Source organism: Noviherbaspirillum sedimenti (assembly GCF_003590835.1).
GTDB classification, from domain to species: Bacteria; Pseudomonadota; Gammaproteobacteria; order Burkholderiales; family Burkholderiaceae_D; genus Paucimonas; species Paucimonas sedimenti.
On sequence record NZ_QYUQ01000002.1, the window covers coordinates 4,690,314 to 4,711,520 of the forward strand.

At 53.7% G+C, this 21,207-nt stretch carries 17 protein-coding genes and 2 pseudogenes; 9 read left to right on the plus strand and 10 right to left on the minus strand.

Annotated elements, in window-relative coordinates; genetic code table 11:
* Window positions 1–10 precede the first annotated feature (10 nt).
* Complete coding sequence (locus tag D3878_RS21825) at window positions 11–1,519, plus strand: tripartite tricarboxylate transporter permease (protein ID WP_119787387.1); 1,509 nt, start codon at window positions 11–13, stop codon at window positions 1,517–1,519.
* Between the two features lie 351 nt (window positions 1,520–1,870).
* Here D3878_RS21825 and D3878_RS21830 read toward each other — a convergent pair whose 3' ends face one another.
* The 3 genes from D3878_RS21830 to D3878_RS21840 form a co-directional block, all read right to left on the minus strand.
* On the minus strand, window positions 1,871–3,718 hold the full coding sequence (locus tag D3878_RS21830; RefSeq protein WP_147384058.1) for a YncE family protein: 1,848 nt from the start codon (window positions 3,716–3,718) through the stop codon (window positions 1,871–1,873).
* Between the two features lie 734 nt (window positions 3,719–4,452).
* Complete coding sequence (locus D3878_RS24845; RefSeq protein ID WP_420799587.1) at window positions 4,453–4,539, minus strand: IS4 family transposase; 87 nt, start codon at window positions 4,537–4,539, stop codon at window positions 4,453–4,455.
* A gap of 21 nt (window positions 4,540–4,560) precedes the next feature.
* The gene (locus tag D3878_RS21840) at window positions 4,561–5,775 is read right to left on the minus strand and encodes an IS4 family transposase (RefSeq protein ID WP_119787390.1); all 1,215 of its coding nucleotides are present in this window, start codon (window positions 5,773–5,775) and stop codon (window positions 4,561–4,563) included.
* Window positions 5,776–6,320: 545 nt separating this feature from the next.
* Here D3878_RS21840 and D3878_RS21845 point away from each other — a divergent pair.
* Window positions 6,321–8,303 carry an ATP-binding protein gene (locus D3878_RS21845; RefSeq protein ID WP_119787391.1) on the plus strand — a complete coding sequence of 661 codons (1,983 nt, stop codon included), beginning with the start codon at window positions 6,321–6,323 and terminating at the stop codon, window positions 8,301–8,303.
* Window positions 8,304–8,306: 3 nt separating this feature from the next.
* Here D3878_RS21845 and D3878_RS21850 read toward each other — a convergent pair.
* The 3 genes and pseudogenes from D3878_RS21850 to D3878_RS21855 form a co-directional block, all read right to left on the minus strand.
* Window positions 8,307–9,137 (minus strand): annotated as a pseudogene (locus tag D3878_RS21850) (IS5 family transposase).
* Between the two features lie 132 nt (window positions 9,138–9,269).
* A complete protein-coding gene (locus D3878_RS23590) occupies window positions 9,270–10,559 on the minus strand; it encodes a LysM peptidoglycan-binding domain-containing protein (RefSeq protein WP_147384060.1) in 1,290 nt (429 codons plus the stop codon).
* The gene (locus tag D3878_RS21855) at window positions 10,559–12,454 is read right to left on the minus strand and encodes a trypsin-like serine peptidase (protein WP_119787392.1); all 1,896 of its coding nucleotides are present in this window, start codon (window positions 12,452–12,454) and stop codon (window positions 10,559–10,561) included. The genes D3878_RS23590 and D3878_RS21855 overlap by 1 nt, the downstream gene beginning before the upstream one ends.
* Window positions 12,455–12,973: 519 nt before the next feature.
* Here D3878_RS21855 and D3878_RS21860 point away from each other — a divergent pair.
* Both D3878_RS21860 and D3878_RS21865 read left to right on the plus strand, forming a co-directional pair.
* Complete coding sequence (locus D3878_RS21860) at window positions 12,974–13,516, plus strand: hypothetical protein (protein ID WP_119787393.1); 543 nt, start codon at window positions 12,974–12,976, stop codon at window positions 13,514–13,516.
* Between the two features lie 19 nt (window positions 13,517–13,535).
* Window positions 13,536–14,123, plus strand: coding sequence for a phosphorylase family protein (locus D3878_RS21865; protein ID WP_119787394.1), 588 nt, complete (start codon window positions 13,536–13,538; stop codon window positions 14,121–14,123).
* Here the strand turns inward: D3878_RS21865 and D3878_RS21870 are convergent, their stop codons facing one another.
* Entirely contained in the window at window positions 14,124–14,519 is a 396-nt protein-coding gene (locus D3878_RS21870; protein ID WP_119787395.1) for a hypothetical protein, read from the minus strand.
* Window positions 14,520–14,536: 17 nt separating this feature from the next.
* Window positions 14,537–14,767, minus strand: a complete 231-nt coding sequence (locus tag D3878_RS21875; RefSeq protein ID WP_119787396.1) for an oxidoreductase-like domain-containing protein — start codon at window positions 14,765–14,767, stop codon at window positions 14,537–14,539.
* A gap of 247 nt (window positions 14,768–15,014) precedes the next feature.
* Here D3878_RS21875 and D3878_RS21880 point away from each other — a divergent pair, with 247 nt between their 5' ends.
* A complete protein-coding gene (locus tag D3878_RS21880; protein ID WP_119787397.1) occupies window positions 15,015–15,503 on the plus strand; it encodes a hypothetical protein in 489 nt (162 codons plus the stop codon).
* Between the two features lie 186 nt (window positions 15,504–15,689).
* Here the strand turns inward: D3878_RS21880 and D3878_RS24495 are convergent.
* A pseudogene (locus D3878_RS24495) lies at window positions 15,690–15,785 on the minus strand (LysR family transcriptional regulator); the annotation flags it as partial.
* Between the two features lie 71 nt (window positions 15,786–15,856).
* On the opposite strand from D3878_RS24495, the gene D3878_RS24500 reads away from it, so the two are divergent.
* The 4 genes from D3878_RS24500 (at window position 15,857) to D3878_RS21900 (ending at window position 19,175) form a co-directional block, all read left to right on the plus strand.
* On the plus strand, window positions 15,857–16,093 hold the full coding sequence (locus D3878_RS24500) for a hypothetical protein (RefSeq protein ID WP_233556504.1): 237 nt from the start codon (window positions 15,857–15,859) through the stop codon (window positions 16,091–16,093).
* Between the two features lie 274 nt (window positions 16,094–16,367).
* On the plus strand, window positions 16,368–17,510 hold the full coding sequence (gene phaZ7, locus D3878_RS21890; protein ID WP_119787398.1) for an extracellular native short-chain-length polyhydroxyalkanoate depolymerase PhaZ7: 1,143 nt from the start codon (window positions 16,368–16,370) through the stop codon (window positions 17,508–17,510).
* An 81-nt stretch (window positions 17,511–17,591) separates the two neighbouring features.
* Window positions 17,592–18,593, plus strand: a complete 1,002-nt coding sequence (locus D3878_RS21895; protein ID WP_158592352.1) for a HEAT repeat domain-containing protein — start codon at window positions 17,592–17,594, stop codon at window positions 18,591–18,593.
* Window positions 18,594–18,665: 72 nt separating this feature from the next.
* Window positions 18,666–19,175, plus strand: coding sequence for a DUF1993 domain-containing protein (locus D3878_RS21900; protein ID WP_119787400.1), 510 nt, complete (start codon window positions 18,666–18,668; stop codon window positions 19,173–19,175).
* Window positions 19,176–19,208: 33 nt separating this feature from the next.
* Here D3878_RS21900 and D3878_RS21905 read toward each other — a convergent pair whose 3' ends face one another.
* Window positions 19,209–20,777, minus strand: coding sequence for an alkaline phosphatase D family protein (locus D3878_RS21905; RefSeq protein ID WP_158592353.1), 1,569 nt, complete (start codon window positions 20,775–20,777; stop codon window positions 19,209–19,211).
* Between the last annotated feature and the right edge of the window lie 430 nt (window positions 20,778–21,207).

The window sequence follows — 21,207 nt, forward strand, 5'->3', positions numbered from 1 at the left end:
AGACCACACCATGGAACTGCTTGCAAATCTTGGCATCGGCTTCGAAACGGTTTTCACCTGGACCAACCTCCTGTACTGCCTGGCCGGGGTCTTCCTTGGCACCATGATCGGCGTATTGCCGGGGCTGGGGCCGACCGCGACGATTGCCATGCTGTTGCCGATGACCTTCGGCTTGCCGCCGGTATCCTCGCTGATCATGTTGGCGGGCATTTACTACGGCTCGCAGTATGGCGGCTCGACCACCGCCATTCTAGTGAATCTGCCGGGCGAGGCCGGCTCGGTGGTGACCGCGCTTGACGGCTACCAGATGGCAAGGAATGGCCAGGCCGGCAAGGCCCTGGCGACGGCAGCCATCGGATCGTTTTTTGCCGGCAGCGTGGCGACCGTACTGATTGCGCTGTTTGCGCCGCCGCTGGCCGATATGGCGCTGCAGTTCGGCCCGCCCGAGCGCTTCTCGCTGATGGTGCTGGGGCTGGTCGCCTCGATCGTGCTGGCGCACGGCTCGCTGCTGCATGCGGTGGCCATGGTGGTGCTCGGGCTGCTATTGGGCACGGTAGGCAGCGACATCATTTCCGGCACGCCGCGTTTTACCTTCGACCTGCCCGAACTGTATGAAGCCCGCGACAAGTTCGTGGTGATTGCCATGGGCATGTTCGGCCTGGGCGAAATCATCCGCAATCTCGAAGACGAGCACACGCGCTCGGTCATGGTGAAAAAGATTTCCGGCCTGATGCCCACCCGGGAAGATTTGAAACGCATTACCGCGCCCATATTGCGCGGCACTGCGATCGGCTCGGTGCTGGGCATCTTGCCGGGCAGCGGCTCGATCATGGGGGCGTTTGCCGCGTATTCGATCGAAAAGAAGATTTCGAAGAATGCGAAAAATTTCGGCAAGGGCGCCATCGAAGGGGTGGCGGCGCCGGAATCGGCCAACAACGCCGGCGCGCAGACTTCGTTCATCCCGATGCTTACGCTCGGTATTCCCTCCAACCCGGTGATGGCGCTGATGATCGGTGCGATGATCCTGCAAGGCATCGTGCCGGGGCCCTCGGTGATCACCGATCATCCGTCGCTGTTCTGGGGCATCATCGTGTCGATGTGGCTCGGCAACCTGTTCCTGCTGGTGCTGAACCTGCCGATGATCGGCTTGTGGGTGCGGATGATCATGGTGCCGTACCATCTGCTGTTTCCGGCCATTCTGGCGTTTTGCGCGATCGGCGTGTTCAGCCTGAACAACGCCGAATTCGATATCTATCTGCTTGCCCTGTTCGGCCTGGCCGGTTATGTCCTTGCCAAACTGGGCTGCGAACCGGCGCCGCTGTTATTGGGTTTTATTCTTGGCCCGATGCTGGAGGAAAACCTGCGGCAGGCCATGCTGAAGTCACGTGGCGATCCATCGGTGTTTTTCACCGAGCCGATCAGTGCAACCATGCTGGCGCTGGCGGCAGCGTCGATGATTGTCGTGCTGCTGCCGATGCTGAGAAAGAAGCGGGAAGAGGCGTTTCAGGAGGGGGGGTAAAACAAGGGGCAAGGGCCCATGCGGCAGGGCCAGGATACGTGCCAGGAAAATAACTTCTATTCAAATTTGTCGAACTGGCCCGGCGCTGGCGGCGAGCTCTGGACTCCCGCCCTGCTCAATGGTACGGCGATCGACCGGCAGTGCCTTCAGCGCAGCGCATTGGTCCACGAACGCAGGCGGCTGGATGGATTCCACGGCGTGGTGCGCAGGCCTGTTTGGCTGACGCCCGGATAGATAAAAAGCCCGCACGCAGCGGGCTTTTTATCGTTGCAACCACTTTTGATCAGAACGTGGATTTATTTTGATCAAAAACGAAGGGGAAATGCTGGCTTTGCCAGACCTGGCCCCAGCTTATTTAAATCCGTCAGAAGCAACCAGATAAATATAGTTGCCGGCATTCGCTGAATAATTGTCCCTGCCGCTTACCGCAATCTGACCGCTCGGGCCTGGGACCAGTTTTCTCAAATCGCCCTGGTATGCAAACGGAATGCCGGCCTGTGTCACGAAGGAAGCCGTGCCATGAATAGTAATATTTTTTGCGCCGCTACTGTAAAGCGAAGGGGTGCACACGGACTTCGCTGCATTGGGCATTTGGCGGCAAATCGTGAAGTCAGACTTGTACTGGCCTTTGAGACTCAGATCAACCGAAGAATAGACCGAACCGCTGAGATAGAGGTCGCCATTATAAAAATACAGGTTGTCAATGCCGAAGCTGCCATTTGTGTTCACAACGGTCATTTCCGTTAACCCGTTTGAATTCACCGCAATCTTGCGCAGGCCAAATTCCGTTGTTTCATTGTTGTATCCATACAGGATCGTGCCATTGCTGTCGAAGGCAATCAGGTTGCTGCCGGTGTGGTCCTGGGTCTTGTTCGGCGCGATGGTTGTGCCATTGATTAAAATTACGCCGGCGTGACGCGGCGACACCCCCTGGTAGCGCAGGGAGACGGCAAACAGGTTCGAATTCGCTGGGGAAACCGCAATCCTGTCCGCGAACAGGGTGCCCATTGAGGCCGTACCCAGCGAAACGCGGGAGATTTCTGCCAGATGGGGCAGGGACAGCTTGACAACCTGCCCGGCGCCATTCAGCCCGACGTAGAGGTAACTGTTATCTGCCGCAATGGCAAGCGTATAGGGATCGGAACCAATGGCCGCCGAATAGCTGACGGCGCCTGTGGAGGGGTTAATCACAGCGATCGAGTTGCCATTGCCGACGACCGATGACGGGATGGCGGCATAGTAGACATCCCGGCTGGTGTCATAGACCAGATCGGTATGGTGAAGATCAATCCTTCTGTTCGAAGCGTCTGCAGTTACCGTCGTGGTGGTGGTGCCACTGACCGTCGTGGATGTACTCGACAGGGTAGTCGTGGTCGAAGTGGTGGTGTTGTCGATGGCTACACCGTTGACCGTAAGCCTGGCCAATGTCCATGTCTGCAGGCCGATCAGCGTGTTTCCTTGCAAGTCGCTGATCTTCCTGGTGATTTTTACCGGGCCGAGATTTTGTGCAAGAGTAACTTCTTCTGTAACGATGATGCCTGCGGTCGTTCCGTTTAGGGATCCCTTGATGGAAATCTTGTGAACATTGTTGTACCGGGCAGTAGTAACGGTCTGGTTTGACAATGAAAAAGATTGCAGACCCATATAGGTTTGCGAGAATTCAAATGAAAACTGTTCCATCTTGGCGTCGCCGTCCAGGTCTTCATTCCACGTGCCTTGCCGGACGAAGGTTCTACTTTCGCCAATCGCGTAAGTAGGGGAGGCATATTCCCGGATCAATCCAATTTGCTTCGCAGTATCGGGCGGAAAGCCTGCATCAACACTGTAATCAATGAAAATGCCGTTTCCGTTTTTAACGAGGGTGGTGTAGCTGCTGTATCCGTTTTCAGTTTCAATGCGATTGACGCGACCGCTCCCATCTGGCAATGCGGCAATGAGTATGTGGCCGGTGCCGGCTACATGTCCGTGCTCGTCTGTAATGGTGTATTCCCATTGATTCCCCTCCGAGAACGGGGTCAGATTGTATGAGGTCAGATCAAGGGTTGGTCCTGCCGGTGCTGATTCGCCAGTAATGTTCGATCCGGTTGTTCCGGCCGTGCTTGATGTATCACCGCCGCCACCGCCGCATCCTGCCATGAGGGCGGTAACAACGGCAAAAGTGGCGAGTAACTTTGATAGCGGACGATTTTGATCGAACATTGATTAATCAGTCGTAAAGTAAATGAAGTGCGAAACATGGCCCAATTAATGGAACCGAGAAGTCCGGCCGTTTGGCCTATGCATTCAGAGGCCAGTAAAGAATTATTGGTATGTTTGCAATGAATTTAGAAAATTGCCACAGAATGCTTGCTAACAACATCCCATAAATATGGGAGGTAGGCTTGTGTCAGGAACCGGAAGCACAAAATAACGCGGTGCAATCCTGAATGAGGAATGAGCATTTGCAGTAGTTCGGTGATATTCCTGTCGCTTCAGCTTTAACAGGCACAATCAGTTGCAACAGGACATTTTGATTTGCAAATTAAAATGCGAGAGTCACCACGGGCCGCGCCCGCAAGCAATAATTTGTCGAGCTAAATCAACGGGCGGAATACGGCTTGTAGTTGTCGAGCGAGCGTCGGTGGGATTCGCCACAGGCTGCTTCTGCATCTGTTGCCGGCTGCCGAACCTGCGACCACGCATGGCGGTATCCGACCCTATTGATATGTAGTAAGCCAGATCTGGCCTGCCAATTAGTGTCAGATTTCATTGCGCCTTGAAGGCCCCTCGAACTTCCGAATTTGGCCAAGAGTGGTCGGTCGAGCCGCAACCCTAAAGCAATCATTGGATTCTTCCTCGCCTCCCATATTTATGCTGATCATTACCCACATCTATTCATTGCGGCGCATGATGAGGAACATATCGGTAATGTGATCCAGATGCTGAAAGCCGCGCTACAACACATGCGGGCCAGGATCGCCATCCCCTTTGCGGCCCAGGAACCCACCCAGCCGGGCAATCCAGCTTATGGATTGTGCCAGTGAGGGAGGCGTTTTCCCAGGCTATGCCACCTGCTTTACCCGGCAATACAACGCCTGCCATTCTTCATTGGTCAACAAGACGGTGCACGGCAGCTCGGCATCAAGCCGCGTCCGCATCGTGGCATACAAGATCCGCCAGGCAATAATCCCATACAGCGTCATCGCCACTTCCAGTCGCTCGACTGTCTCCAACTGGCGCGCCTCGATCCGGCACCCTGTCTTGAGCACCCGGTGCCATACCTCAATGCTCCAGCGGCAGGTGTACCAGCTTACCCGTTGCGCCGCCAATTCCATCGTTGGTGCCGCCACCGTTGTCAGCAGCATCCATTCAATGGCCTGGGCGCCTGACGGGGGCGTCTCTTCGGTTGCCAGCACCGCCCACATGCCAATATCCCCCAATTCCTTGCGGCGTTGCTTCGGAGGTCGCATCACAATGGGCGTGCTGCGCAATGCCAACGTACATCGGCGTGCCGCACAGCCTGGTCTTCTAGGGACCGCCACTTCAATCCTGCCCAGAATCGGCGGCGCCAGCACCGTGTTCCATAGGTGGCCGTGCTCACCTTCCACCACCCGGTTACGGGTGGCGCGGATGAGCAATTCCACACCGGCGGGGCGCTCCATGGCAAACAGGTCAATCACATCGTCTTCCCGATCGCCGACACTGACAAACATGGTGTGCGGAGCCGCTTCGCGTGCGGCAGCCAGCGCCTTGACGCTATCGAGCCATTTGCTGCTTTCCTTGTCAGTGACCGGACGCTTTCTGTGTGGCGCCAGCGCAGCAAAAGTGCGGTCATCCCGCACCCAGTTGCGTTGTGCCAGCAGGCCCAGCGGCAGGCGCTCCGGCGTCACCGCCAATGTGCTGTGACAGAACAGGCCACGTGCCCATTGCGGACTCATCGGCCCCAGTCCTTGAGTGGCAGGGTGATGCGTCCAGTCGAAGCAAGTTGTATCCTGAATCGCCAGCACGATTGGCACCTGGCGTGCGCGCGACCATGTCGCATCGATATGGCCGGCCAGAATATGCTCAGGCACGGCCTTGGCATTGTCGAAGAAGCGGTAGGCTGCCTTGAGGTCGCTCCAAGCCGGCATGGCAGCCGGCAATGAGGCATCCGGTGCACGGGCAAGGACGCGTGCCAGCGATACCAAACGTGCTGTCAGACGCTTATCGCCCAATTGCACCAGGCCGAGTTCATTCTCGGCCCAATCGGCATCGTCCTGGAGTTCGGCAGCCTGCACCTGTCAATCTTGCCAGAGGAAGGAAAGCCAAAAGTTAACATCCTACTGAGCCGTTTACAATCATTTTTCCACTAAATTCTCGTCAAAAACGAAAGATGTGGGTAATGATCAGCATATTTATGGGATGGTGTAGGCCATGGAAGCGGATATACCATCTGAATCGCCCGAAGTTTATTTAGCCACGCCGGCAGAGATTGCCGAGCGGCCGCGTGCGTCCGCAGCAGACCGAGGCGACACCATCATGTACGAACTCCATGTGTGGGGGACATCGAGCGGCCGGCCACGGTTCTTTAGAAGAAATTCCTGACTCTTGGCGCTTTCTTCGGAGCTAGTGGCGCATCTGCATCTACTTGAGTCTAAAGACTGAACCGGACTACGCTCCGTACGCCACACTTCTCTCCCAGGCACCCATCTACCCCTCTACCATTTGAAATAGGACTGATAGGCGAGACTGCGAGCCCGCAGGTGGGCAGAAAGTCTTGCTTTTTTTCACACATTTTCGCCAAGGAAAGAATACAATTTCGTTATAGAAATAGGGAGTGATAATGGCAGACCTGAATTTGTCCGGAACCACAGAGATTAGCGATACCGGTATTAAAAAGCACTTCAAGAACTTCGAACCATGGCAGTCGCTGTTCGAACTTGCGTGGAACGGTTTGGACGCTCGGGCCAAGAATATTTCGATTGAGATGGTCGAAAATGACATGCATGGAGTACAGAGCATCACGGTTCTCGACAACGGTGACGGCATCGACATTGAGCAAATCAAAGACAACTTCGGGAAATTTAACGACTCTTCGAAAAAAGAAGACATGGCCCAGCACGGTCTGCACGGCCGTGGGCGCTTAGCGTTTCATAAATTGGCCCATGATGCGAAGTGGTGGACACGGTGTACGGCGGGGATTGCTTCCATTGAGGTGCACGCAGCAAAAATCAGGGACTATGACGGAAAAATAGTTGCCGCTGAGAGCTTGCCCTCTGTTCTAGCTGCCCTGACCACTGGGACATGTGTGGAGCTTAACCGACTGCATACCAACTTACCACCCGTAGAAGAACTTCTGCAGAAATTTTCAGTCGAGTTTGGCTGGTACTTAGCTTTAAATGAGGACCGCAGCATCACTATTAACGGCATTCCAGTAGTAGTACCTTCGCATCAAATTTCGAACAAAACCATCACATCTGGAAAGGCCACCTTCGACGTAAAGGTTTTGTGTTGGAATGAAAGACCTAGTTCAGAAAAGTCTCACATTTACCTCTTGGACTCCGACGGCAAGACACGACATAAGAGCCTGAGTAGCTTTAATCTCAAGAAGAATTTCTTTGCCAGCGTGTACGTAACGTCCGCATGGGCTGATAAGTTCGTACACGACGGTGCCAATTTATTTGCACCGGATTCACACAGCACTGAGTCCGATGAATGGAAAAAACTCGCACGTCCTTTGAATGACTTTATTCAAGAAGTTTACGACGATTTCCTGAGAAAATTCGTCGACGCTGAGCTCAAAAAATATGAGGAGGACGGAATTTTCCCGTCTTACGCGGGCCTGGACACGACATACGCAAACTGGAGAGCTGCTAACACCAAGAGCTTGGTGCGGTTAGTGTACACATCGGACCCGTCGGTCATGAACTCGCTGAACAAAAAGCAGAAGAAAATTATCGTCCGCCTCTTGGACAGAATTTCAGTATCAAACGAGAACGATGCATTGTTCGAGATCTTAAATGATGTCCTTGATTTGGATGGGGCATCGCTGTCGCAACTGTCCCAGCAACTGCAGCACACTCGACTTGAGCACATCATCAGCACTATAGAAATCCTTCAGCAACGGCAAGGAGCTGTTAGCAAGCTGCGGGCCCTGATGAATGAACACTACCTTAAAGTAAAAGAGACGCCAGACCTCCAGCAAATCATCGAGAACAATACCTGGCTATTTGGAAACCGCTATGAAACCATCGGAGCTGAGGAAGATACTTTTACTAAGATAGCCAAAAATCTTCGAGACCAAATTAAGTCCGTGCATCATATCGATGATGATGACGTGGAGGACGGAGCGCACGTTGAGGGGGTCAATCGGCAAACAGACCTTTTCCTAGCCAGGAAGATTCCCACTTTAGACTCACTCGGAAAGAAGGTCTATCGATGCATTATCATCGAAATCAAACGACCTGGAATCGCCTTGAACGTTAAGCACCTCAGGCAGTTGGACGACTACGCTAACATTATTAAGAAGCATCCTGAGTTCGGCAGTGAGCATTTGCGCTTTGAGCTCATTCTGGTCGGCAGAAAAATCTCATCTGCCGATACCGAAATCCTAAGCAGGCTCGAGGGGCAACTTTCTAAGAGTGACCTTGGTTTGGTCAGCGATGACGCAAAAATGAAGCGCTACGTCATGAGCTGGTACACCTTACTCGATGGGTTTGAACTGTCGCATTCACACCTACTCGACGTTCTCAAGCTACAGAGGGAAAGCCTTGCGACATGGACGAAAGAGGAGCTTGTCGAAGATTTGCAGACCGAGCAGTCTTAGAGCCTATCCCAATAGGCCTGTTGCTCGCCACGCAATGACACCGCAAGCGATATGCAAAAAGGCCAGGTAATTTTCCGCTTTCTTCGCCCAGCGTATGAGCAAACCGCGAAACCGGTTCATCCAGCTATGCGTGCGTTCGACCACCCAGCGGCGGGCGCGAAATCCCGCTTCCTGCTTAATCTTCTTCGCTTCCTCGCCACGGGCACAAATGTGGGCCGGTAATCCAAATTCCGCCACCAGTTCGCGCACTTCGTCGTAGTCGTAGCCCTTGTCCAGCCAAAGTCCCTGCGGCTGCGCTGCCGTCGGCAGCGGCCGATCTGCCTTCAACTCTTCCAGCGTGCGCCGTGCCAGTTTCATGTCATGCCGGTTGGCGCCGTCCACCACGATCGCCACCGGAATGCCATGCCCCTCGGTCAGCAGGCTGCGCTTGACGCCGCCTTTGCCGCGATCCGTAGGATTGGGGCCGATTTTTTTCCCCGCCCAGCGGGGCTTTCGTCATGGCGCCATCCATGGCCAGCCAGGACCAGTCGATTTCATCAAAGGCCTCCAGGGACAGCAATCTCAGACGCCAGAACTCTTCGAACACACCAGCGGCCACCCATTCCTGAAAACCCGATGGGCCGCACTGCTGGAACATATCCCCGTGCCATTCAAGGCATTCCATTGCGCTCCCGTGCGCAACACAAAGAAAATCGCATTCATCGCTGCCCGGTCGTTCACCCGTGGGCGATGACAACCGAGGGGATGCGGCTTACGTGGCGGCAAGAGCGTTTCCATCACGTCCCAGATTTCATCCGGCAACCGCCAGCCATCGTCTTGCTTGAGCATGCCCATGATCACCTCCTGCATCATCATGGACTTGGACGCCAATCTACCCCGCAACGATCCCGATTTATACCCTAATGGGATACGCTCTAAGACAGGCGGAGGAGCTTACATGGCATCAAGCATTTAACAGCGATTGATTCATCGCTTATCGTTGCCGTCCTCAACCCGAAGAACTTCTAAAGGATATATTAATGATGGGCGGCCGGACAAGGTTTTCACTCTGCGCAAATCCCGCGGAATTTGTCCGCGGGATGCCTTCAACCAAAGCGACTCCCTTGGCAAAACGGCCTCAGGGTTTCCCCCTAATTTTTCACATAACTGTTGCCAACGCGGGAGAGAAAGTGTTTGACCTGGAACAAGGCGTTGAAGATTTCGCAAGCCAGCGAGCTCCGCGACGACTGGATAAAGGCGCGGGTCAAGATAATGTGCTTTGACTATTTTCCAAAGGTTATCTCCTGGTGCTACGGTATACTCCTTCGGGGCCACTTCATTTAGGCTAGAAAGAAAATCGATCTCTATCTTTCTAACATTAATGAAGTCCTTTCTTATAAGTTCTAGTGCATATGCTGCCTGAATAACTTCAATTGATACTTCGTCGCCTTCTTGGAAAAATCCGCTTCTCTCACGTATCGTCTGATAATCCGTTACTGGCCTGTGTCCTAATGCATCCAGTTTTTTCTGCAAGTTCGAATATGCGTGCAGGTTTATGCCAGTCTTGGCAAAGTTGGAGTCCGTACCGAAGTTAAGCCCGGAAGGTGTTGACAGCATATTCAACATAACCGGCACGCTGACGGTTGAGGCAAATCCCATTAGGATGGGAGAAACTAGTCCTCCTAGATGACTCGAATTAAAGACCCCAAAAAATTTTTGCTTTGCATTTCCAACGCTATGCGAACTACTGAGCGAGAAATCGTTATTGAGTACAACTGTTAGAGTGACGTCAGCGCTTGTGTCCCAGACATCAAATTTTGCACCCCTCACGCACTTTCGCTCTTGGTGAAACGGACTAAAACGATGAATAATCGTATTTCGGGAAACCGTCGTAGAGATATTCTTAAAACGGTCATACGAACAATTGCCACCTTCATTGCCAAGAAGAATAGACCTAAACTTCGACGGACGCAGATTGGGCGCGACAAATTCAATAAATCTCGTGGAACGAAAAAAATGAATACCTGGTTTGCAGTCTGACACACCGGGTGGGCATGCTAAAGGTTCAGAAAATTCTTTATACCCATACTTAGAGATGTTCGCCATCTTTGATAAATCGTTTTTACTTACGTCTGGAAAACACTTTGAAAAATTTGTTCTCGCTGTTTCGGTTGCAAACGGGAATTTCACTTCAAGCGCGTTTTCTGCGGACACCAAAGTCGGGGAAAACGCGGGAAGCACTAGCAATGTAACTATTAAGTGATATCCAACGTTCATTATTCGTCCCCCGCTGCACATCCATTTTCGGTTGTGACTATTAGCTGCCCCTGATTACGCTCAACTGCAACAACCACGCCTCCGTACAAAGAATTCAGCGTGTCAGAAGTTGGAGGACCGTAGTACTCCAATACAGGAGCATTGCTTCGTGTCTTAAACAAGGCCAAATTTGCAGTGGCTTTTCGAGATGCGTCTTTAGTAAGTGGCGCTGCAGGGCTTGCGAAAGTTTGAGTTGGGCTTACAAGGCTTATACGCAAGGCATCGGGCGAATTAGATAGTGCGGAGCTAGTCACCCGGCAATCTACACCTTCGTTAGAGATCAAATCACCAAATCGATAGAATGCACTCCTGTTGCATGGATTACCAACTTTGTCTGGATCGCCGCCAAGTTCGGTGACGAGTTCATTTACAGTCGCTACAACGCCATCCATTGGTTGTTTATTTATGGTATGGGATAAGAATCCAGCAAGTTGTTTCAAAAGTGCTTGGCCGCTTGTGCCGATCTTAAAACAATAGCCTAAACTACTCGTGCTAGTGCATTTTTCTGCACAGTACTGTGGGCTAATGCTCTGAAGAGTGCGAATTCCCAATTGATCTTCAGTAATTTGAATTCTTCGCATGGACTCTATTGAGAATGTCCGAGCTTGCTCACACGATTGCTTTCCTATCTCGCCCTGAGTACAACCTAAAAAAGTTGTTTTCTGTGGCGCCAATTGAATAGTCTTTCTTTCAGTTTTTCCGCCACCACCGCTTACTGAAAACTGGTTTTCAAGATATTCAACAAGATATGGAAAGTCCATATCGTTTTTCATAAATACGTCTCGCCCGCCATTGCATGAACAGAGTGAACCTTCTTTCTGTGTGATCTGGGGCCCGTAGGTTACCTTCGCCGAATCTGATTCAATCACTACCTGATCGCGTGGATATTTTGCAATTCTCTCAGATCGTGATTCTGTGCTACTTCCCCGTTGATCTCCATTACATCCATTCAACACGTATTCGTAAAGTCGAGTTGTTTGGTGATCAAACGCGGGGCCCCACATAGTGTTAGGCATATCTTTAACGGTAAAGGAGTTTAAGCCAATCGCAATAGACCCATTAAGCCAAGCGCCACCGCTGGAACCCTTTCCAAAAGAGTTTTGTGCCATAGGGATGACGCCACCGCCGTTTCCTCCGTTTGTTCCGTCAATATGCGTTAGCCTTTGGCCGCCATAATAGTTTGATGGATAGCCTACTGATCTCCACTGCGTTGGATATGAACCACCTAAACCCAGCGCCTTTGGACTAGATCCTCGAAGTTTGAGGAACGCATAGTCTAATGGCCATTGTCCTTGTGCCCATCCGGAGTAAATTGCGACGCATTCCCAGTCAAACTGTTTAGTGTAAGTTCCCTGGTCAAATTGAAGGTATGTGTTGAAGGACGAGTGCCAGACATGTAAATCATTGGAGAACACACAGTGGGCTGCGGTCATAAGTACATCACCTGAACCTCCCACAAATTCAGCGCTACATTGATAAGGTTGGTTTGTGATTAAATATCTGAGCTTTGAAAACGAGGTATATGGGTCGACATTCGGATCGGCAAGTTCTGCAAATCCCAGGCCAAGTGGTCCTATTTTCTTACTCGACATTTTTTTCGGGCTAATTGTTTTTGGTGCGGGCGGCGTCGGTTTCTGAAAATACTTTTCAATTTCAGATTTAGGTACGACCGGGAGTGGTAACGGAGGCGCATCTGGCGTCGTTGATAATGCGCTTTGCCCTGAGTTCCGAATCGATAGTATCTGGTCTGCTGGAGGGTCTTTCACTTCAAATTTGCCGCAACCCGTGGTCAGGATGACCACTAAACTAGTAAGTAAGAAGGAGGTTCGCAGAACGGAGTGTGGATGCTTAAGCATTATTCCTCCTGATGCTGAACCCTAAGGCCTCTATGACCTTAAGATTATTACTAAACGATAGTCACCATTTTTAATCCACATTTGATTTATGCGAATAATGGTGCCGATATTCGACCTAAAGATTCGTTCGTTTCAGCCCCAGAGAAAGCAATTTTTCGATGGAAAGGCAATGCAAACAAACCAATCTTTTCATAATGGAAAGTGAATCGCTCTTGGCTTCGTAGACACGAGAGAGCCCCCCTTGCCCTCGATCGCATGCAAACGCCAGATCATCAGGAACGAGGCCGCCACAAATCCTGCCAGCAGCACCAAAGGGTGAGATAACCAGGGTTTGACGATCTGAAGGAAGCTCAGCACGCAGTGATTCAAAAATGATGGAATTCTGGCTATGATACTAGAGCTTGCTTCACAGAAAGAGTGGCGTGCCTCCTGTTGATAAAATATGCCAGATTCGATGCCCCTGACTGTTGGGGGCGATATACACTGCGCCCCTGCGCCCATTGACGAAAGAATATCTCCATGAATAGTATTACCGCCATGCCAGCCAATAGCTCGGCAGAACGCATTGTCCGGCATTTCCAGGCAGCGGGATTTACCGGCATTACAGAGGCGATGGTGATCCGGATTCGTCTCAAGAAAGCCGACCGGCATGAAGTCGAGGCCGCATTCGACAGGGCAGCAGACCTTGGCGCCATGCCGCCTCTGGCTGAATATTTCGAAATCCGTCCCTATGGCTTTTACTCCGAACTGCGCAGCTTTGCGCAGGCAAAAACCGAGATGCAGTTGGACTTTGGCGTCGGCCTGCGGGGCAAGGTTCCCAGCATTTACTTCGATGTGGCGCCTGTCGTGATCGATGACGCGCTGGCCACGGGCACCAAGTACGATGCGCTGGTCAAATTCAGCGACAACATGCTGGACTACGCCCTGGCGGTGCTGTTGAACGACCCGACATCGTCGTTCTTCGAATACCTCGGCACCCACCGTGGCATCGACTGGCAAAAAATCATCGGTGACTTTGGCGCTGCCGCGACCACTTATGACCAGGACGTGGATTTGTTCTGAACCTGACCTCAATTACCAAATGACTAAAAATATTTTGATCGTCGCAGCACTCAGGGACGAGACGAAGAACCATTTCGAAGAGCAAGGCATCCCGATCATCTACACCGGCATCGGCAAAGTCAATGCGGCCTACTTCCTGACGCTTGAACTGGCGAGATTGAAAATCGCAGGCCGTCTCCCGCGGGCGGTGATCAACTTCGGCACGGCCGGCAGCCCGGTGTTCAAGACACATCAACTGGTGGAATGCACGCGTTTTGCCCAGCGCGACATGGATCTGTCGCCGCTGGGCTTTCCGCGCGGCGTCACACCTTTTGAAGATACGCCGAGTGTTCTGGAGGTGCCGAAGCGGCTGCAAGGACTGGCAACGGGCACCTGCGGAACAGGTGACAGTTTTGAAACCGGTTCCGCAAACGTGCCATACGATGTCGTCGACATGGAGGCTTTCGCACTGGCCAAGGTCTGCCATCTGGAAGGTCTTCCATTCCTGTCAGTGAAGTACATATCTGACGGTGGCGACCACAATGCACATAATGACTGGAACGAAAACCTCCATCGCGCCGCAGCGAGTTTTATTGCGGTGTTTTGCGATGCGCTTGAAGTGATCTGATCAATTCTGCTTTCCCCGATTTCTGATGAACGCAGACGATAGATCGCCGATCGGTGCGATATCTGCCTCGCTGCGATCGCCATAGTATTTTTCATCCGGTACGGCGAACACTTCCAGCGCATCGATCCGGATTGCGTCGTCTGCCTGTCTCTCAATACGGTCAATGAGCAACAACAGCGTCGGCCGCGACAGCTGCAGGCGTGGCGACACGCCATTCACATAACGGTCTTGCGCCTCGATCGCCATGACAGCAATGCGACGGAGCGTTTGCGCATAGACGGGGTGCGCCGTGTCATTCTTGATGATCGTGCAGGCACTGGCCTCGCCATCCCGCACGCTATCGAGCTTTTGCAGCAAGGTGGCGATGTTGCGCTTCGAGAGATAGAGCTTGTCCATGGATGTTGCGTCTTTCGTTAGGCTTGCTTCTGTAAAGCTTCCTGCGCCTGCTCACACCAGTACCCGACTGCAGTGAAATACCCTTCCCACACGCAGCCATTGCAGCCACGACCGCAGCAACTGGTCGGTTCTTCGGGCGGATCGCGCAGCACAATGCCGCGTTCGGTCAGCTTGGCACTGAGGCCGGCAATCCATTGCCGGGCTTGATAGGCGCTGTCGGGTTCAAGGGTTTGTGGATCGTTATTCATTGCTGTACACAATATCAGGTGTCAGGCGCCGGGACGCTGATGGTGAAGCACCAGCGGGCTGTGCGGCACCATCGACGGCGGCGAAGCTCAATCAGGCGAAGGCGGTAATTATAGCCAAAGGCTGACCAACAACCGACGTCCAGCTCTCCGCGCCGAAACACCGATTCACAAAGCTTACAATTCTGTAACACATGGCAATTTACTTTTGGCTGAACATTGAACCTGCATTTGAAACAACCAAAGGAAGATGATGAAAAAAATTGTGAAAAAAATTGTGAATTGCTCGATTGCCGGTATCGCTACTGCAGTGATTGCCACTTCTGCCTCTGCATTCGGCTTGGGTGCGGGAGTAGGTGTTGGCGCTAACGCCAGCGTTGGCGGCATTCAGGCAGGCGTCAATGCGCAGGCACCCGCGAACGTCTCTGTGCAGAAAACTGTGCAGTCGGCCGCGAGCGTCAATGCGAGTGCTGAAACCAAAGCCGACGCAGGCGCTGTGGCAACGTCACAGGCAAATGCTCAAGCAAACGGCGAGGCTGCGGTTCGGCAAGCGCCTGCAAGAGCCGCTACGGGCGCTGCTCTCGCAGCGGAATCGGCCGCCAAGAGCGCATCGGCACAATCAGCCCACGCGCATGCAAAAATCAAATCAAGCGCACGAGGTACAGTGAACGACATACAGCCGGCTACTGGCAATGTCGAGGTCAAGTCCACTACTCGAGTGCGTGCAAACGGCTCTTGACTACCTGATTGAGAGAGCAGGCCACGAATGTGATTTGCAAGTTGGCACCAGCACTTGGTGCCTTCAGTTTTTAAACTGTTGCGTCACCATGATGCCCCGTGGCGCTGCATCCCGGAAGACGATTCGGAAGAGGTTGAGCCGCCAGAGCTCGGATAGCTCGTCGATGGGGAAGTCGAACCGGTGGCCGAGCCGCTCGCGGAGTTCGAGCGCCCGGGGTGTGGGAACGAGACCTCGTCCGGCTCTAACCAGAAGCGGATCGCCTGTCGTTTCCCGCAATCGCGCCCGCTTGGCTGGCGTCAGACATTCCATCGTTCCCGGATACCGAGCAGACGTTTGAAGCACTCCATGCGCGCATTGCCAAGACGCTCGACTTTATCAGTGCCATCCAGCCTGAGCAGGTGAACGGCAGCGAAGACCGCCAGGTTGTCGTGTACAAAGGTTCGCCGTACGAGATGCAGTTTCCGAGGCGTCCCATCTCCCGCCAAACTTGGGCGCCTGCCGCTCTGACCCTCGATACCACACAAATCATTAACTTATGTCAATTTCCTGTCCGTACAGAGTATTGTTTGTCCCAGGGCAATAAACTATAGTGGTTTTCAGTGGGCAACTTGTTCCTGTACCTGCATATCCCGTCATGGAAAGGAGTTGATGATCAATTAAATAACTTTATCCGCTCAACTCTTTGCATCACGTTCGCCCGGCATCCAAAAATATTGCGTTAAAGCGATATGCATGGCGAGGCACGGTGAGTCTGCAACGGGAAGAGGTGAAGGGAAAAAGGAGCCCGACGCCGCACGCGGAACAATGGATCAAAGCACGTCCATTTCAAAAAAGGTGCACTAAATATTATTTGGAGACACAAAAATGAATACGAAATCGACAGCAACGCGACGGTTGTTCCCGGCCGTCGCGGCATCGGTAACTTCCCTCGTTTGGGCCTTAACCGGTACCCTCGTCGTCCCTGGCGAAGCCCACGCACTGACTTGCGGCACCAACAACGGCTATGTTTGCCAAGGCACCCAAACGCAGTACGCCGGATCCTTCAGTCCGGGCGTTGGCTATGGCGGTTTTGGCGGTGGTGCATGTACCGCAACAAAAACACCGGTCATTTTTATTCACGGGAACGGTGACAATGCCATCAGCCTCGACATGCAGCCTGGCAATGTCAGCGGTTACGGCACGCCGGCGCGCTCTGTCTATGCCGAATTGAAGGCACAAGGCTATAACGATTGCGAACTGTTCGGCGTGACCTACCTGAGCTCCAGTGAGCAGGGTTCCGCGCAATACAACTATCACTCCTCCACCAAGTACAGCATCCTCAAGACCTTCATCGACAAGGTCAAGGCGTACACCGGAAAGACACAGGTCGACATCGTCGCCCATTCCATGGGCGTGTCGATGGCATTGGCGACGCTTCAATACAACAACAATTGGAGCAGCGTCCGCAAGTTTGTTAACATCGGCGGCGGGATCCGCGGTTTGTATAGCTGCTATTACACTGGCTACGCCAATTCCATGGCGCCCACCTGCGGTTCGCAAAACTACTTCAACAGCTACACCTTCGGCTTTTTCCCTGAGGGCTGGTACTACGGCGTCTGGGTGAGCAACAGCTGGACAGGCAGCGGATCCACCAAATCGATGCGCGATATGCCGGGCAATCACACCAGTGTGTCGTTCTACACGCTGTCGGCCGGATTTAAAGACCAGATCGGTTGCGCCACAGCATCTTTCTGGGCCGGCTGCGATCTGACTGCCAAGTTCGCCAGCACGACCAGCAATGTGAAGGCACAGATCAATGTAGGCGCGGGAAGCAACGCCACCCAGGCCGATTACGACTGGGCGGACGGCATGCCTTACAACGCGGGCGGCGGCGATACAACAAACGGTGTCGGGCATTTCCGCTCCAAGACCAACACTGGCGCCATCATCCAGCGCATGTTGCTGACCACCTGTACCGGCCTCGATTGTGCAGCCACCTACACGACCGGTCCTACAGTCGCTTACTAAACACCGTTTTGTGAAATAAACTTGATGGTGACAGACCCGGCCTTTCGGGGCCGAGTCTGTTTCAGCGTTCAGGAGTCATTGATGAAAACCATCACGGCAGTTTTATACGGCATCGGCTTTTGCGCAGCCGTGGCCACCGGCGTGTGGTCGATGAGTGCAGATGCGCCAGCCGATGGGGCGGCCACGGCTGCGCAGCCCATGACGCCAGCCTCGCCAGAGCGTACGGCAACTGCCGATCATGCGTCCGGTCTTTGGGCGTGGGGTAATGCCGGCACCAGTACCAGTAAGACGGACGAACCATTGGATGTTTTGCTGGCAAAGGCCCTGAAGCCATCCAGCAAACCGATTGAAGGTGACGACCCGCGAGATAAACTGCGCAAGCTGGCAAAGGCAGACCCCCTTGTCATGAAGCAGCTCATGGAAAGCTATGACAAGGCATCCAATAGTCAGGCCCGGCAGTTGATTGTCTCGCTGCTGTCCAGTATCGAGAAACCGGAAGTCCTGGCTTTCTCCAAGCGGCTTGCCGTAAGCAGGGACATGGCTGAGCGCAAGGATGGCTTCACCATGCTGCAAAACCTGAGCGGCGATTCGCCTGAAATACACCCCATCATTTTGCAAGCCCTGCATGGTGACAAGTCGCCGGATGTCATCATGCTGGCGCTGGCTGCGCTTAAGCCGCCGGCCAGTGCCGAGAACAATCCATCCCAGGCAAGCGTGCAGGCCACGGACGCAGCCGCCATTGTCGCGCAACTGCAGAATTTAACCAGGAATGCCGACCCGAACGTAAGGCTACAAAGCATTATGCAACTGGCCCAGTGGGATAAGGCGGATAGCAGCCGGGAACAATGGTCCCAGGCATTGGCGGATCAATCGCCGCAAGTGCGCCAGGCCGCCGTAACCGCGATAGCCCAGTCCGGCACGCAATCCGACACGGTCAAAGCGGCATTGATTGGCCTGGCCAACAACCAAAATGAGAGCAAGGACGTCAGAGGAAACGCCTTGCAAGTTCTGGAGCGTTTCACACTGAGCAAAGATGAAGCGGCGAACTTCAGCCAGTTGCGCGCGCAGCTACTGGGCTTATAGGTTTTGGAATCGTCGCCGGACCGGTCCCAAGTGCCCTCGGTATAATCCCATGGTTATTCACGAGGAGCCAACATGACCATTTCCATGTACGCGGCATCGGTGCCGCTGCTGAAACAAGTGCTGCAAAGCCTGGATACCATCCTGAGCAAGGCGGAATTACACGCCAGCGATAAGAAAATCGAGCCGGCTGCGTTGCTGCAGGCGCGTCTGTATCCCGACATGTTCCCGTTGGTCCAGCAGGTGCAAATTGCCACCGACAATGCCAAGGGCATCGCCGCCCGGCTGGCTGGCGTCGATATTCCATCGTTCCCCGATACCGAGCAGACGTTTGAAGAACTCCATGCGCGCATTGCCAAGACGCTCGACTTTATCAATGCCATCAAGCCTGAGCAGGTGAACGGCAGTGAAGACCGCCAAGTTGTTGTGTACAAAGGTTCGCCGTACGAGATGCAGTTTCAGGGACAGACGTACCTGATTCATTTCGGCGTGCCGAATTTCCTGTTTCACGTGACGACGGCCTATGCGATCCTGCGGCATAACGGCGTCGAGATCGGCAAGGAGGACTTTATCGGGAAGTTTTGACGCGAGGAAAACGAGCGAGTTGCAGTGAGCGCCTCAAGGTGCCAGCGCCGGCGGGTTTAGTCTCGGCAAAGTCTGCGCTGCTGATATCAGATGGCTGGTGCCATCCTGCACCTGTAACGCCCTGCCAAATGACTCAACATTGCTGACGTTCGCGACCGTATCCACGTACCACCATTCACCGATGACCCGGTTTGGATCAACGTCCAGCAACATGTAGCCGCGCTTGCTTAGTTCGATGTATTTAAAGTGCGGATTGATGAATTCGAGCCCGACGGCGGCCTCGGCTTCCAGCTCATCGAGCGCCGGCGAAGTAATCGATGTGCCAACGAATTCCACTGCGCGCGCGCCTGCCCCCGTATCCGGGTCGTATCCGCCACTGTTGACATCCGAATTATTCGGGTCCTGCGACAGATCTGCCGCCCATGAACTATGGAGGTCGCCGCTCAGGAACACGACATTGCCGATCGCGGGATTCGTCGCATCGCCGTTGAGGATGTCATATACCCGGTCCCGGGCGGGCTGGTAACCGTCCCACTGGTCTGCGTTGATGAATATGCCACCGCCATCGGCATTCTTTTCCGGCCGCACCTTGATCTGCGCGAACATGGTCCCTTGTCCAATCAGTTTCCATTTTGCGGTCGAACTCCGCAATTTTTCGGACAGCCAGGATTCCTCCTCCACGCCGAGCATCTGGCGGCTGGGATCGGTGTAGGCGCCGCTCTGGGTAAAGGGGCTGATGAAACTGTCGTCGGACAACTGCATGGAGCGCGCGTTAACCCGCTCTTCGAGCATCAGCAAGTCGGCCAGATTTCCGAGCGCAAAAGTACGATTGCTTTTACGTAGATTGGCAGGATCGATCACGCGTATGGGCATCCATTCATAATACGCCTGCAATGCGGCGGCAACCCGCGCCGCCCACGGACCTTCGGTTGCTTCCGTATGATTCTGCGCGCCATTGGCATGGGCGTTGTTCGCAATTTCATGGTCATCCCAGATCGCCACCATCGGATGCTGGCGATGCAGTTCCTGTAAATCCGGGTCACGCCTGTACTGTGCGTAGCGGGTGCGATAATCACTCAGGGACAGAATCTCATTGGGCGGTTCATACGGTCGAATGTTGCCGAACTCGCCGCTGCCGTGCTCGTAAATGTAGTCGCCCAGGTGCACGACCAGGTCGAGATCGGCGCGTTCCGATATCCGGCGATACGCATTGAAAAAGCCATGCGCGAGACTGGCGCAACTGACGACTGCCATGCGGACTCTGCCGGCCTCCCCGGCTGGCAGCGTCTTTGTGCGGCCGACCGGCGATGTGACGCCGCCGGCAGAAAAGCGGTAGTAGTAAGTCGTATTTTCCTGCAGGCCATCGACATCGATCTTGACCGTACGGTCGCGGCTCAGATCGCTGGCAACCTGCCCGCTACGGACAATCTGGCCGAGAGCGCTATCAGTGGCCACGACGAAGTCGACTGCTACCGCAGCCGGGCTGGTCGTCGTTATGCGGGTCCAGAGAATCACGCGATCGGACAGCGGATCGCCGCTGGCGACACTGTGACTGAACGTGATATCAGCCGGCGCCTGAGTATCCGGGGTAGGGGCGGGCATCGGTTCCGACCCCTGCCCGCCGCAGGACTGTAAAAGCGGAACCGTGCCGAGTCCAAGCAGAATGGCAGCGGTCTGCACCAGAAAATCGCGGCGGGGTAGGCCGGTACGGCGGCGTGACGGGGGACGATCAGACCGACTCATTTTGGACCCTTTGCTTTCACAACGAGCACGGTATAAATGAAGAGCCTATTGAACCTGCCGTGAACTTAATCACTGTAATTGGAATGTTTGATACGTGTTTGCGTTGGAACAGACCTTCCACAAAGCAAGGGTCAGATCTTGCCTCTTGTTCGGAGCTTCTCCATCGGTCGGGTGAAACAATTTTCAAGCTTCTGCGCTCTTACGGTTATCGCTGGAAAAGGCTTAACCCTTCCGGATAGGCAAAGTATTCCAAACAGCAGCCTAAAGCCGGATGAGAAAGCACGTCCGG

Bases quoted from the DNA above. Each gene is read 5' to 3' on its own strand.
- D3878_RS21825 (WP_119787387.1), top strand. From the start codon at position 11: ATGGAACTGCTTGCAAATCTTGGCATCGGCTTCGAAACGGTTTTCACC.
- D3878_RS21830 (WP_147384058.1), bottom strand. From the start codon at position 3,718: ATGTTCGATCAAAATCGTCCGCTATCAAAGTTACTCGCCACTTTTGCC.
- D3878_RS21845 (WP_119787391.1), top strand. From the start codon at position 6,321: ATGGCAGACCTGAATTTGTCCGGAACCACAGAGATTAGCGATACCGGT.
- D3878_RS23590 (WP_147384060.1), bottom strand. From the start codon at position 10,559: ATGAACGTTGGATATCACTTAATAGTTACATTGCTAGTGCTTCCCGCG.
- D3878_RS21855 (WP_119787392.1), bottom strand. From the start codon at position 12,454: ATGCTTAAGCATCCACACTCCGTTCTGCGAACCTCCTTCTTACTTACT.
- D3878_RS21860 (WP_119787393.1), top strand. From the start codon at position 12,974: ATGAATAGTATTACCGCCATGCCAGCCAATAGCTCGGCAGAACGCATT.
- D3878_RS21865 (WP_119787394.1), top strand. From the start codon at position 13,536: ATGACTAAAAATATTTTGATCGTCGCAGCACTCAGGGACGAGACGAAG.
- D3878_RS21870 (WP_119787395.1), bottom strand. From the start codon at position 14,519: ATGGACAAGCTCTATCTCTCGAAGCGCAACATCGCCACCTTGCTGCAA.
- D3878_RS21875 (WP_119787396.1), bottom strand. From the start codon at position 14,767: ATGAATAACGATCCACAAACCCTTGAACCCGACAGCGCCTATCAAGCC.
- D3878_RS21880 (WP_119787397.1), top strand. From the start codon at position 15,015: ATGATGAAAAAAATTGTGAAAAAAATTGTGAATTGCTCGATTGCCGGT.
- phaZ7 (WP_119787398.1), top strand. From the start codon at position 16,368: ATGAATACGAAATCGACAGCAACGCGACGGTTGTTCCCGGCCGTCGCG.
- D3878_RS21895 (WP_158592352.1), top strand. From the start codon at position 17,592: ATGAAAACCATCACGGCAGTTTTATACGGCATCGGCTTTTGCGCAGCC.
- D3878_RS21900 (WP_119787400.1), top strand. From the start codon at position 18,666: ATGACCATTTCCATGTACGCGGCATCGGTGCCGCTGCTGAAACAAGTG.
- D3878_RS21905 (WP_158592353.1), bottom strand. From the start codon at position 20,777: ATGCCCGCCCCTACCCCGGATACTCAGGCGCCGGCTGATATCACGTTC.